Genomic DNA, 12,825 nt, shown 5'->3' on the forward strand with positions numbered 1-12,825 from the left:
TGGGCTCCCCCGCCGACGCCTCGGAGGGGGTCCAGTAAACCTGGTGGCGCCTCGTCCGCCTGGACGAGGCGACCATCGGCAACCTGGCGGGTTGGCTGACCACCGTGGTCGGCCGCATCAGCCTGGACCTTTTGAGATCCCGCAGAGCCCACCCCGAAACCGCCTACGAGCAAGAGTGGGCGAACCTCGTGGTGACACCCGACGACGACCCCACGCCGGACGAGCAGGTGGCGCTGGCCGATTCGGTCGGCCTCGCCCTGCTCGTCGTGCTCGACTCGCTTACCCCGAGCGAGCGCCTGGCGTTCGTCCTGCACGACATGTTCGCGGTCCCGTTCCAAGAGATCGGCCAGATCCTGGGCAAATCCGCCGACGCCACCAAGATGATCGCCAGCCGTGCCCGCCGCAAGGTCCAAGCCACGGACCGGCCGGCGGGCCCCGGCCGCGAGCACCGAGAGGTCGTCCAGGCATTCGGTGCCGCCGCTCTCAGCGGCGACTTCGAAGCGCTCCTGCGTGTCCTCGACCCGAACGTGAAGCTGACCGTCGACACCCCCGACGGCATGGTCGTCACCCTCGGCGCCACCAAGGTCGCCGCCGGCGCCCGCAGGTTCTCCGGCGAGGTCGCCCGCCACCGCCCCGTGCTGGTCAACGGCATCCCCGGCCAGATGTCCTGGCGTCCCGACGGAAGCCCTCTGTCCATCATCGCCTTCACCGTCACCGAAGGCCGGATCACCGGCATCCACATCGTCGTCGACCCAGCCAAACTCGCCTCGGTCCATCTGCCCACCCCGCCCTGAGCCCGCCCGCCCGCCAACCCGCGCGAGACCACTTCGCCCGTCGGCACCTGCAAGCTCTCACGGCAATGAATCCGCCCCTGCGGGTTTTCGTGCACAGCCCAACGCCGGCCTCGCCCACCAGCTCGAGAACTCGTCAGGCCTGTTGCCGAAAGGCCTGCGCCAGGGCGGCCCGAGAAACGAGACGCGTCCGGCCACCATTAGGCCGGGTGCGTGGTGTCCTGTCGGGGCGTGGGTGGGGTGTTCAGTTCACGCGCGCGGTGTTGGGTCAGTGGTGGTGGCCGTCGTGACGGTGGTGGTTGCGCCAGGATTCGTCGTCGATGATGCGTTCGTGGTCGTTGTGGAGGGTGGCGGTGTCGGGGCGGTTGTTCCAGACGTGGTGGTGGCGGTCCTGGTACAGGTCGGTGTCGCGGCCGTGGCCGGTGTGGCCGTGGCCGGTGGTGCGGCCTTCGAGGCGGTAGTGGTCGAAGGTGTAGGTGCGGCCGTCCTCGTCCTTGAGGGTCCAGTCCTTGAGGTTGACGCTGCGGCGGCCGGTGTTGGTGATTTCCTCCCATTCCCGGTTCAGGGGGCGGTTGGAGCGGTCGTCGCGGCCGGGGGGGCGTACTGGACGTCGGAGATCTCCACCTTCGACCGCTCGGGGCGGTGGTCGGCGGCGGAGGCCGGCAGCGTGACCACGGAGAGAAGAGCGCCGACGGTGGGCGTGGCGGCGGCGAGACGGCGAGCGGTGACAGAAACGGAAGCGGACAAGAGGTCCCCTTATGGTGCGGACACCTTCCCCCGAGGAGCCCCTGCGGGCTGCCCGGGTCATCGGGTGTCGTGTGCGGTGACGGCCGGCTTGCCGCCCACGCACTCTGTCCACGCCGTGGAGAAGATGAGAGGAAAACATGGCCCTTGTTACCTGTTGTCAGGTTTTCCGTAACTCTCGTATGTGACATCCATCTATATCGTCCTTGCGTGATGTTGACGTGCTGACAGATGGACAGGCCGTGCGGGGGTTGGGGCGCGGCTTCTCCCCGCCACGATGCGCCACCCCGCAAGGGATCGGGCCGTCACTCGAAAGTGAGTAACAGCCATCTGGTTGCGGAGTGCTCGGGCTCTGGCCTCACCTGCGGAGCCGCGGGAGCACGCGGCTGAACCGCCAGAGTCGGCTGCTGCCGCGTGGTGCAGGCCACTGTTGCGTTTGCTGGAGATCCGTAGGGTCGCGGGTATGAGTGACGACCAGCAGCAGGAACGGGCGGTTGAGGGCGCGTGGGCGAGGATCGAGGCGTGGCTTGAGCAGAATGCTCCACGTTCGTATCGGATGCTTGCCCCGCCCGCTGCAGAGGCTGACATCCGTGCGGTTGAGCAGGACCTCGATCTGACCGTCCCCGCGGGTTTACGGGCCTTCTACCTTCTTCATAACGGCACTGGTCACCCTGCCGACTTCGGCTGGACGCCTGAGCCGGAGACCGGGCTTGCCTCACACGGAGGGGGAACTGCTTGGCTGCTGCCGATGAAGCACGCGATCCCCCCGGTGGAGCATTTGCCGTTCTGGGGTGAAGGCCCTTACACCATCGGCCGGCCGGCCGACCCTGTGGTGCGGTATCTCGCGTTCGCGGCGACCGATCGCAGCGGCCTGTACGGGCTGTTCACGGACTGCACCCCAGGTCCCGGTTACGGCCGGATCGGAACGTTCGAAGAGGCCGGCATCCCGAAGCTGGGCGTGTGGCCGTCGTTTGCCGACTACCTCATCGAAGTAGCTGATGCCCTGTACGAGAACCGGGGCGTGGAGGACGCGGACGGGCACCAGGATTCGACGGTGCCCGGTCTCGTCGACCAGGCGCTGGTGTGGGACGGATTGGTGTATCCCCTGGATGCGGACTGGACACGTTTCGCGTAGCAGTGTGGCCGGAACACCAACGGGGTGTTCCGGCCCCAGGGTCGGTCAGTCAGGCGGTCAGGTCAGCCGATCTTCTTCCATGCGCAGACGGTGTCGGCGTTCTTGCAGTGCTCGAAGCCGGGGTTGCTGATGAAGTACCCGTCCTCGTCGAGCAGCCGCATCTGCGGAACGAACTTGATGCCGACGTCGCGGAAGGCGCCCTCGTTCTGGTCCTTCGGCACGGAGGCACGACCGCATTTCTCGTTCCACTTCGGGCCCGGGTAGCCGTTGCGGTTGTCGGCGAGCAGGCCTCATGTTCCGCCGGTCATCGGCTTGGTGTAGAGCTGCGCGCACTCGTCGCCGGAGCCGACCTGGTTCGGGCCCTTGGGCATGCCGCCGCTCTGGTGCGTAGCTGCGGGCGCGTACTCGTCACACGATCCGGTCGGTGTGGCACTGTTCGGCGTCCAGTTACTGGGGCAGACCTTTCCGCGGCTCTTCGCGGCGGTCCAGTCGCCTCCGTTCGGGTCGGCGTTGTTGCCGGGGCCGAGGTAGGTGACGAGGGAGTCCAGTCTCGGGCTGCCGGGGTGGGAGGGGAGTTTTTCCTGTATCAGCCAGTAGTAGGCGCCGGCCGCCGGGTACAGGTTGGTGTCGACGGTCCAGGTGGGCTTGAAGTACGGGAAGACACAGCCGGTCTTGATGTTGCCTCCGGCGATGTCGTCGCATCGTGGCGCGAGCTCCCGGACGCGGACGTCGCCACTGGTGCCGAGGCTGGTCTGGGCGTGCGCGTTGCCGGCGCCGACGGAACCGCGCAGGCCCCAGCCGAGGTCGAACTGCTCCACGCCGGTGCCGTTCCAGAGCGTCTGCACCTTGGCCGTCATGGCGTATTTGGCGCCGACCTCGCCAACGGCCCAGTGCGGCGTGGTGTTGAGGCCGTCGTCGCTCGACCATTTGACCTGCGAGCTGGTGCAGTCGTTGCAGTTGTCGGACGGCACCCAGGTGAGGTGGACACCTTCCGTGGCCGCGTCGATCGTCGTCGGTATGACAGTGAGCTGCTGGTCGAACTCCGCCCGGGGCGTACCGGTGTCCGCCTGCTTGTTGTACAGCTTGATCTGCTGGGACAGCGCGAACGTGGCAGTCCCGAACTGCGGCAGCTCTTCAGCGTCGAGGAAGATCAGGGTCGCGTAGCCGACGGTCTTCAGGCATGCCTCGGTCCGGTTCATGTAGTCGTCGCCGTCCGGCTTCGAGGCACACCACGACACGAGATCGTCGGCCCGAAGAGCACTCCTTGTGGCCTTCTTGGCGACGGCAGCGTCTGCCCGGGTCGGCGCATCGCGGCTGATCTCGATGCACACCTTCCGGCCCCGGGAGTCCGGGGCCGAACAGTTCCGTCCGGCGTCGTTGCGCTGCGTGCCCGCTATCGGGCCGGGGTTGGTGCGGCCGAACTCTCTCGGGGTCTGTGCAAGGGAGTCGATGCCGGACGTGGCCTGCGGAGCGGGGAAGGTGGCGTACGGCTTCTCCGCCGGAGGGACATTGATCTTGAAGGTGGAGTACGGCGACCAGTGGTTCTCGTACACGTTGCTGGTGACGTCGTACCCCGAGGAGCGGACGGCGTAGGTGACACCGTTCTTGAGCTTGCCCGCGGGAACCTTCACCGAGGCCGGCTTTCCCGCGTCCACCTCTCCTGAGACGAGAACGCCCCATTCGTTGGCGTCGGTCAGCTTGACGACCGTGCCGGTGGGCTTGCCGCTGGAATCGGTGGTGTGAACTTCGAAGGTCGCAGTGGTCTTGTGGCCGCTGGTGGCCGTGACCGTGTTACGGAGTGTCGGTGTGGTGGTGTTGACCTGCCACACCCCGTCGGTCTTCGTGAACGGCGGTCCCGCCTCGGGGGCGTTGGGCGTGTTCGGCGCTGCGGCGATCGCTGTGCGCTCGCCGGGGCCGTGGACAGGCGGAGGGGTATCGGACCTGGCCGCGTAGCTGGTGGCGGTGGGTGCGGAACCGAGGACGACCGCGAGGATCGCGCCAAGGACCGTCCACCGCCGGCGTCTGGTGAGGGATAACAACCTGTGACCTTTCTATCGGACAACTGTGCGACCAACCCCACCAGGTCCATGCAGCGATACCTATGGTCAAGATTACGGTTTACGTGACCGGAGAAAGAGATGAGCCACCAGGCGGAGCTCCCTTGCGCGCGGCCGCCGGGAAGGCCAGTGCCGTGGTTACCGTCGTCGTGTCCTGCAGCACTAGACGTTGTGCTCTCGTCTGCTGTGCAGGCCCGTCAAGTTGTACCAGGGGCTCGAAGGCAAGGCGGCCAGCATTCAGCCGTCCTACTTCGCCGCTCTTCTCGACAACCTGGCTTCGAGGCTGGGTTTCATCGGCCACGTCGACCTGGCCAGGCGTTACCTGCTTCCTGGGCTGATCGTTGATCGAAGGGGCCGAGCGGAACTCAGGGGGCGGGTATGCGCTCGCGGTGGGTACTGGCATGGGCGCTCAGCGCTGCTGTGACGATTGGCCTGTTGGTCGTCTGGAAGCTGAAGCCTGCGGCAATCGGCAACGCCAGCTCATTGGCGGCGGCCGTGATCGGCCTGTTCAGTGTGATGGCGACCTGGGCCTGGCGACGAAACCCACGGCATAGCCGGTCGACTGCCGTGCATCTGGCGGAGGCAGCCCGGACGCTGGCACGGCTGGTTCATAGGCAGTGGCAGGACGAGGCAGTGCTCCGTCAGTTGTTCGACCCCGCGCCACTGCCCGTCTTGTGGGCCGATTGTCCTGTCCCGCATCTCAGCGATCACCGGCAGCTGATCGGTGACGCGTTCATCTGCCGAGCCGACGCACTGCAGGAACTGGCAGATGCCTTCCGCGGCCTCACCCGACGCCGGCTCGTCGTCTTGGGGCCTGCCGGATCGGGCAAGACAACTCTGGCCGTGCTGCTCACACTCGCTCTGCTGCGCGACCGTGACGAGGCCGAGCCAGTACCGGTGCTGCTCTCCCTTGCGTCATTTGATCCATCACGTGACAGCGTGCATAGCTGGCTGCGGCGCCAGATCGCCGCCGACTATCCCGTGCTGACCGATACCGAGGCCTACGGGCCGAGCGCGATCACCGATCTGATTGCGGAGCGCCGGCTCCTTCTCATGCTGGACGGGCTTGATGAGCGCCCCCAGCCAGGCAGCGACGCCGTCCTGGCAACCTTGAACAGCACGCTCGATCCGCATGCACCTCTGGTTCTCACCTGCCGCACCGCCGACTACACCGCCGCCGTAGCAACTGCGGGTGTCCTCAACGCCGCAGCGGTCATTGCCCCTGCCCCCATCCGGCCTCAAGCCGCTCTCGCACTGCTGCGTCTGGCCACACCCCCCGGACCACGCCAGGACTCCTGGTGCACGCTGACTCAACATGTGGTGCGTGAGCCTGAGGGGGCCGCTGCCCAGGCTCTGACCCGCCCCATGACCGTGGCACTGGCCCGTGCCGTTTATGCCGATGCCCATGGTGAGCCGGAGGAACTGAGCGACACTCGTCGCTTTCCTTCCGCCGCCGACGTCGAACGCCACCTGCTGGATGCCCTGATTCCCACACTGTACGAACGTGCCTACCGCCAGGATCCCACCGCCCGACGCAGCTGGGACCCGCACCACGCACGCCAGTACCTCACCTTTCTGGCGGCCGGGCTGGAGTCACGCGGTACCAACGATCTGGCCTGGTGGCACCTCTACCAGTGGGTACCGACCCTGTCCACGCCTTGGCGACGAGCCCTGGCAGTAGCTGCAGTCACACTGGCGGCTCTCCTGCCAAGTGCGCGGCTTACAACCTCGGAAGAGATCAGTATCTGGTGGGGTCTCCTGGTGAACCTGGCGGCTGCTTCAAGCACGATTTCCGTGTCGGTTGTCAGCAGCACGCTGGCCACGCGACAGTGGGCAGCAACTCGGCCAGGCCTGACCAAAGTCATCTGCGCCCTTGCCGGTACGTCGACCGCAATTCCGATGATTCTCCTGGTCAACTACTTCGTGCACAGCCACATGCCGACGGCTGCTCTGGTCAACTTCTGTAGTCTTGCCTTCGTTCTCTGGCTCGTGCTCATCGGCAACGGCCTGCCCATTCCGCCGCGAATGCCCAGTCGCCCCCATACACGCCTGGTGTCCCGGCGCCACGGCCGACCCCGTGCGATCGCCATCGCGATGAGCGTCGTTGCAACGAGCGAGGCAGTCGCTGTGATCCTTACCTACGCTCAGCACGGCGCTGTCTCATCAGCCGCCGTCTGGGGCGGTGTGGCCATCGGAGCCGCCCTCGGGGTGAGCCTGGCTGCCCTGGCGCTGGTACGAGTACCTGTTGCCGTCAGTGAGGCAACGACGCCCAGGCCCTCTGTCCTGGCGGACCGACAGATCTCTCTCGTCAGCGGGGCTGCCAGCGCTCTCGCCGTAGCCGTGGCATTCACGACCTTCAGTCTCGTATCGGCAGACCTTCCCACCATGGCATCGGTGGTCTACCACGTCCTGCTCGGCCTGGGGCCAGTCGGCTTCACCCTGGCCCTGGCCGCGTACTCCTGGCCTCACTACTCCCTCGCGCGCCTCCTCCTCGCGGCGCGTGGCCGTATCCCTTGGCGGCTGCAGGCATTTCTCGCCGAAGCTCACCAACTCGGGATCCTGCGCCAAGTGGGCCCTGTCTACCAGTTCCGCCACGCCCGACTGCAGGGCCACCTTGCTGTTCAGGCTCAATTGCCCCACCCTCGGGCTCCGCGGATGGGCCTCAGGTTCACCGCAAACAGGTGAGCCCTCTATGTGCGGAGGTCAGGGGCAGCGGACCCGCTCACCCTGCCCAGCCCGCAATTCTCGATCTGCCCGGGCAGCGCAACGCCACGAGCGGTACGCGGCCACACAAGTCGGTCGGCTCAGATGGAGAGACCGAGGACCGGGCTCTCTGGACCGGTGCCATGCCGTCGTCCTCACACGGGGGCTGTCGGCTGCTGTTCGCTGTCGGCTGTGTCCTGGTCGTTCTTGGACGTGTCGGTGGCGTGGTGCTCCTGAAGAGCGGCGGGGACGTCACCGATGAGGTTGATGGTGGTGACACGGGGGCGGGTACCGACGCCGTTGAGAGCGATCACCGATGTGATTCCCCAGACGATGGCAGCCAGGCCTGCGGCTGTCGGACGCGCGGTGGCGGGCGCGGCCGCCCACGTCATCCAGACTGTCGCGGCTCCCCACAGGGCCCAGGTCAGGCGCGCTGCGAAACTGCGGGTTGCGGCGGACAGCAGGGCGATGGCGATGCCGCCCGTCAGCCACAGTGCATGAGCGGTCTGCGGGCTCAAGGGCAGGCCGTCGGTGTGGGTGCTGAGGAAGTGGGTGACGGGCTGGTTGATGGTGGACCATACGCCGCCAGCATGTTCTGTCAGGGGACGGAAGAACCGTTCGATGGCCGCGCCGATGGGGACGAGCGCGATGAACAGCAAAGGCGTCAGGCACAGCAGCAGCCACCAGGGCGTGTGGGGACTCCACGGCCTGCGCAGAAAGTCCCTTATCTCATCGACGCGGGCGTCGAACCACCTGCCGTCGAGGATCTGGATCCACCGCTGTCGGGCCGGCAGGTGCTGTTCTTCGAGGGGCGAGGATGCGGAGAGGACGGGAGCCGTGAGATCGGCTCGCACGTCGGCGAGCGCCGCACGCAGGGTTCGGACCAGGCCGCGGTCGTAGCCGAACATCGTGGCCAGGACCATCACCGCAGTGCCGGGCAGAGTGAGACAGAGCCACCACAGCTGATCATCTCGCGCGAGCCAGGTCGTGTAGCCGGCACCGACGGCCGTCAGCGCTGCGGTCAGACCGCGCAGCAGCCGAGGACTGAGATCAGCGAGCAGGACCGGCAACTGCCGGGGCAGCGGCTCACGGCGCATGAGAGCCCGCAGCCAGGGCCACGCCACGGCAACCCAGCGCCATGGGTCGACAGCCAGAAGCACACCCAGCATCACTACCGGAGCGGTCAGAAGATGCCAGGCCGGCGCGGTGACCACATGCACGGCCGCGCCGCTCATGGCCAGCACGCAGCCCAGGGCCCGTCCCAGAACCAGTGCAGAGGCCTGCCAGCGCTCGCTGCGCCGTACCACCCGGCTCGTGGCGACGGTGGCAGCAGCCACCCCAAGAGAGTCGGCTGCCTCTCCCCGTAGCGTGCGGCCCTCGTCCAGCAGGCGCCGCGCGGTGCGCAGTGCCTCCTCCGGGTCGGCGAGCAACGCCTGGGTGTCGAGACCCGGCCCCTGCTCCGGCTCAGCAGAGTCGGCAGGCGGCGAGGAGCCGGGGTCGAGCAGCCGGAGCAAGGCGAGCTCTTCCTCGAGTTCCAGACAGCGGCGTCGGGCGGTCGCGGCGAGCGCTTCTGCTTGATCGCGTGCTCCACGGGCCTCCACCAGATCCTTCTGCGCCTGCTCAAGCTGCTGCAGCACCTCCGAGAGTTGTTGCTCGATCTGTCCGCTGTTGCCCTCATCCGGGGTGGCAGCCAGTTCCTGGATGCGGGCGTCGAGGCTGGTGTTGAGCGCGGTCAGCATCACCACCAGGTCCTGCGCGGTCGTCAACTCCCTGGCGAGTCGGCGGCTTTGCTGGTCAGCCTCGGATAACCGCGACCGCCCGTCGTGCATGTAGCGGGCTACCGCGGACTGGGCGTCGGCCGGATCCCGGCGCACCGCCAGCTGCGCGGCAGGGGGATGGGCGGCGCGTTCCCACAGACGAACGGCCTCCGCCTTCCTCTGCTCCACCTCGTGCGGGAAGGCGGTCGCCTCGACCAGCTGCACCACCACCTCCCGGGATGGAACAGCGCCGCTGTAGTGGTTGCCGATGCTGGAACGCGACCAGTTCAGCTTCACCGCGAGATCGTTGTAGGTCTTGCCGGACCGCTCCCGCAGCTCGCGCAGGAACACCGTCAGCCGTCGCGCTTCTGGTGTCTCTGCCCGAATCGGTGCCGGCTTCCGTCCCCGCTTCTTGCTGTCGGCCATCACTGCCCCCACCTGCACAATGCCGTTGTCCTGGACATTGCCAACAATGTCCAGAGCCGACCTGCGCGAACCCTTCTCAGTCCGGGTGGACAATTCGCGGCCGCCGCATGCTCGAGACGAACCGCTCTTCCCCGACCTCGTCTTGGAGCCAGCCACCCATGACCGCGAAGACCGGCACCGCCGTCCCCGCCACAACCCAGTCGCCCGCATCCACGCCGGCCCACACTGCCCCCACCACACGCCGACTGCGCCCCCGCAGCGGAAACATCGCCCTCGACACCAAAACCGGCCTCCTGCTCGACCTCACCACCTCCACCAGCCCAGCCCCGCAGCTTCCGCGCGGGCGCGCCCAGGGCCGCTACCGCTGCCTGGCATGCGGCCTGCCCCTGGAGCACTGCGGCCCCCGCACCCGCCCCGACTTCACCGCCCGTTTCCGCCATACACGGCACGACCCGGACCGCTGCAACGCCAGCCCCGCACGACAGGCCAGCATCCCCGCAGCCATCCGCAACGCCCGCGTCCTGGCCGAACAACTCCACACCACCCAGCCCAGTACGCGCATCGAGCTGGCCGTCACCGCCGTCGCGGACGGCGAATGCCCACCCGTGCTGGCCCTGCGCCTGCGCTCCCATCAAGGGAGCATCACCATCCACCTCGCCTACGCAAGCGATCTCTCCGCCCGCCAAGCCGATCAACTCGCCTACACCGCCCGCGACACCACCACGCGTCACTGGCTGCTGTACGACCGGCTCACCCCCACCCACACCCCCGACCTCGGACACATAACCGTGCGCCCCCACCGGCAAAACCAGCGACTGGAGCGCCTCACTCCCACCACCACCCAACGCAGCCTGGCCACCACCCCGGTCGCCGTCGCCTGGCGAGCCCAGGGACTCCTGCTGATCCCCTTCGGCGGACACAGCATCCGGCACGAGCCCCGCAGCGGGGAGGACTGGACAGGCCCGGCCGCGTCCTTCCAACGTGACTGGAAGATCAGCCACCCCCGACCCGCTCCGGACGCCACCTGGTGGGGCCTCATCCCGCTCCCGCTGCGGGCTCTGACCGCTCCCACCCTGCTGACTGCCGCCCCGCAGACCATGGCCGACCTGGAACGCGCCCAGCACGGCCGCGAAAGCTACCGCCGCGCCCAAGCCCGCGCTCAATTCGTCCGTAAGGGCCAGCTCGCTCCGGCCAAGACTCCCGCGTCATCGCAGCCAGCTCTGCCGACGGCCGTAGCCGCGCCGCAACCGCCGACAGAGTCCGAGCCGGCACCGGCACCGGCACCGCCCGCCCCCGAAACAGCGCAACCGCGGCTGGCACGACTGAGGCAGGCCCTTCGGCGACTGCTCCGCCGAACCTGAACCCCACATCACCGCCGCGGAGCCCGCTCCGCGGCGCCCCGAGGCTCACTCCGCTCTCGGTCATCGTCGCCCGTGATGTGCCCGCTCGCAGCGAGCCCGTCGTGGCATGCACGACCTACCAACGCGCCGCATACTGCGACGATCGCCCGCACTTTCCGCGCGACAAGGAGCAGGATGGCGGCGTGACATCGGCGAGAGGAGTGAGGCTGCATGGAGGTGGGGGAGCGGTGGGCTTACCGGGCAGCACCGCACCACGGTCCGGTCCAGGAAGTCGAGGTCCTGAAGATCGGCTCCGTGACCATCACCCGGACTCTTCCTGTCCACCTCGAACGGGTGACATCCCGCCCGTTCGTGCGCGACACCTGTTGCACGGTCTAGAGCGTCATCGGCCGCTTCTGAGCTGCGAGCCGCAACCGCACGCTCGCGGGGCCCCGGAGAAATGTCGGTGACTTCGACTGCTCGGGCGAGGACATCGAGCGGGACTGGGTGGCGCGCACGGGCTGTTGGAGCCACACCGAGCGGGTGCTGCTGACCTACCAGCAGGTGCGCGACTACGAGCTGCCCGCGACGGCGGGCAAACGCGGCGACCCGAGGTGGCCGGCCTTCGCCCCCCGCTAGGGCTTCGATCCCCACCGCCCGGTGCAGTGGGAGGTGGAGGCGCTGGAGCCGTCCGAACTCCAGCGCCTGGTCCTCGCCGCCGTTGCCCCGTACGTCGACCGCGACCCTCGCCCGGCAGGTCGCCCTCGAGGCGGAGCAACGCCGCACCCTGGCCGCCTTTCTGGACGGCTGGGACGCGGCGGGTGGGGGAGCACCGGCGTAGCGCGGGACGGGTGCCCGCAGGCTCAGGCGGTCGCCGGTGCTGGGTGCAGCGATGCGAGCGGGGAGCGCCGGCCTTTCTCCACCGCGTGCAGCTGCTCCCAGTCGACTTCGGGGTGGGCGGGGATGACCGCGTCGACGGAGGCGGTGGTGTAGAGCGTGATGTCGACGGCCCCGGCCCGGCTGGTGCCGAAGCGGACCTCGATCGACTGCGGGGAGCGGAGCCAGCCGAGGCGGACCATGTGGGGTCTCCTCTGGTGGACCAGGAGTGCCAGCTCTAGTCCAGAAGGCCGAGTTCCGTATCCGGTCGGCAGCGCACGCAGGCCGGGATCTCGTGCCTCAGCGCATCGAGCGCCTGGGCTCGCGTCGCTGGCCGAAATCGTCTGCTCGCCGCCGCCCAGCAGTCCACCCGGTGCATGGCGTCCACGTTCCGCCGGTTCAACCCGTGCTGCGCGAGCCACTCCGTCGGCGGTCGTCGCTCCTCGCCCTGCCGCCGCTCCGCCTCCCGCTGCTCCTCGTCGGCGATCCACCGGTCGAGCTGCCTAGGGTGGCCGTCGCCTGCTGGACCACTACCCGCCGCGCGAAGCGGAGCAGGTCCATACGAGACGAGTCATCGTTCATGCGTTCGAATAAATCGCCCGTGTATCCGGCTCGCCAGCGGTGATCGCTTTCGGGTCGACGGGTCGATGAAGTGGATCAGTGTGACCTGTGTCACGCGTTGACTGCTCGCTGGCTGACTGCCGGTTGAGCGAAAAGGTCCTGACAAAGGCACCGAAATGCGGATAGGTGATGCGTCGACTTTCGGACGTTCCTGGCGGGCAGTACTTACGGAGGAAACCCATATACCCGCAGATCGGCGGGTCTAGAAGTTGACCTATAGAAAAGTTGTAGACGCACCAACTCCCCTACGGGGAAGCGGAATTAACGGAATGCGCCTGGCGGCCAGAAGCGCCGCGCGGGCCACTCGCAGGTCCCTTACCTTCTACGGCAGGACGAAGGGCCGCCCCGGCAGGCGGCCCCCCACGTCCGTAAACC

At 67.8% G+C, this 12,825-nt stretch carries 8 protein-coding genes and 3 pseudogenes; 5 read left to right on the forward strand and 6 right to left on the reverse strand.

The genetic code is table 11. The features are described from left to right. Positions 1–794, forward strand: a pseudogene (locus ACFTZL_RS29660) (sigma factor-like helix-turn-helix DNA-binding protein); the annotation flags it as partial. A gap of 265 nt (positions 795–1,059) precedes the next feature. Here the strand turns inward: ACFTZL_RS29660 and ACFTZL_RS29665 are convergent. Continuing rightward, positions 1,060–1,538 (reverse strand): annotated as a pseudogene (locus ACFTZL_RS29665) (lamin tail domain-containing protein). A gap of 460 nt (positions 1,539–1,998) precedes the next feature. On the opposite strand from ACFTZL_RS29665, the gene ACFTZL_RS29670 reads away from it, so the two are divergent. After that, the gene (locus ACFTZL_RS29670) at positions 1,999–2,670 is read left to right on the forward strand and encodes an SMI1/KNR4 family protein (protein WP_382588706.1); all 672 of its coding nucleotides are present in this window, start codon (positions 1,999–2,001) and stop codon (positions 2,668–2,670) included. A 62-nt stretch (positions 2,671–2,732) separates the two neighbouring features. Here the strand turns inward: ACFTZL_RS29670 and ACFTZL_RS29675 are convergent, their stop codons facing one another. Next, the gene (locus ACFTZL_RS29675) at positions 2,733–2,891 is read right to left on the reverse strand and encodes a hypothetical protein (protein ID WP_382588708.1); all 159 of its coding nucleotides are present in this window, start codon (positions 2,889–2,891) and stop codon (positions 2,733–2,735) included. Between the two features lie 69 nt (positions 2,892–2,960). Beyond that, entirely contained in the window at positions 2,961–4,709 is a 1,749-nt protein-coding gene (locus tag ACFTZL_RS29680) for a hypothetical protein (RefSeq protein WP_382588710.1), read from the reverse strand. A 453-nt stretch (positions 4,710–5,162) separates the two neighbouring features. On the opposite strand from ACFTZL_RS29680, the gene ACFTZL_RS29685 reads away from it, so the two are divergent. Next, positions 5,163–7,412 (forward strand): NACHT domain-containing protein, encoded by a 2,250-nt coding sequence (locus ACFTZL_RS29685; protein WP_382588712.1) that lies wholly within the window; start codon positions 5,163–5,165, stop codon positions 7,410–7,412. Between the two features lie 173 nt (positions 7,413–7,585). On the opposite strand, the gene ACFTZL_RS29690 is transcribed toward ACFTZL_RS29685, so the two are convergent. Then, on the reverse strand, positions 7,586–9,613 hold the full coding sequence (locus ACFTZL_RS29690; RefSeq protein ID WP_382588713.1) for a helix-turn-helix domain-containing protein: 2,028 nt from the start codon (positions 9,611–9,613) through the stop codon (positions 7,586–7,588). Positions 9,614–9,771: 158 nt separating this feature from the next. Between ACFTZL_RS29690 and ACFTZL_RS29695 the strand changes: the two genes are divergently transcribed. Both ACFTZL_RS29695 and ACFTZL_RS29700 read left to right on the forward strand, forming a co-directional pair. After that, a complete protein-coding gene (locus ACFTZL_RS29695; protein ID WP_382588715.1) occupies positions 9,772–10,974 on the forward strand; it encodes a hypothetical protein in 1,203 nt (400 codons plus the stop codon). 486 nt (positions 10,975–11,460) lie between these two features. After that, positions 11,461–11,592 (forward strand): hypothetical protein, encoded by a 132-nt coding sequence (locus ACFTZL_RS29700; protein ID WP_382588717.1) that lies wholly within the window; start codon positions 11,461–11,463, stop codon positions 11,590–11,592. A gap of 224 nt (positions 11,593–11,816) precedes the next feature. On the opposite strand, the pseudogene ACFTZL_RS29705 reads toward ACFTZL_RS29700, so the two are convergent. Together ACFTZL_RS29705 and ACFTZL_RS29710 are read right to left on the reverse strand one after the other, a co-directional pair. Further along, a pseudogene (locus ACFTZL_RS29705) lies at positions 11,817–12,035 on the reverse strand (hypothetical protein); the annotation flags it as partial. Positions 12,036–12,067: 32 nt separating this feature from the next. Beyond that, on the reverse strand, positions 12,068–12,208 hold the full coding sequence (locus ACFTZL_RS29710; RefSeq protein ID WP_382588718.1) for a DUF6233 domain-containing protein: 141 nt from the start codon (positions 12,206–12,208) through the stop codon (positions 12,068–12,070). Positions 12,209–12,825 lie beyond the last annotated feature (617 nt).

The organism is Streptomyces sp. NPDC056948, from assembly GCF_042674225.1.
Lineage (GTDB): Bacteria > Actinomycetota > Actinomycetes > Streptomycetales > Streptomycetaceae > Streptomyces > Streptomyces purpurascens.

Bases quoted from the DNA above. Each gene is read 5' to 3' on its own strand.
- ACFTZL_RS29670 (WP_382588706.1), top strand. From the start codon at position 1,999: ATGAGTGACGACCAGCAGCAGGAACGGGCGGTTGAGGGCGCGTGGGCG.
- ACFTZL_RS29695 (WP_382588715.1), top strand. From the start codon at position 9,772: ATGACCGCGAAGACCGGCACCGCCGTCCCCGCCACAACCCAGTCGCCC.
- ACFTZL_RS29710 (WP_382588718.1), bottom strand. From the start codon at position 12,208: ATGCACCGGGTGGACTGCTGGGCGGCGGCGAGCAGACGATTTCGGCCA.
- ACFTZL_RS29690 (WP_382588713.1), bottom strand. From the start codon at position 9,613: ATGGCCGACAGCAAGAAGCGGGGACGGAAGCCGGCACCGATTCGGGCA.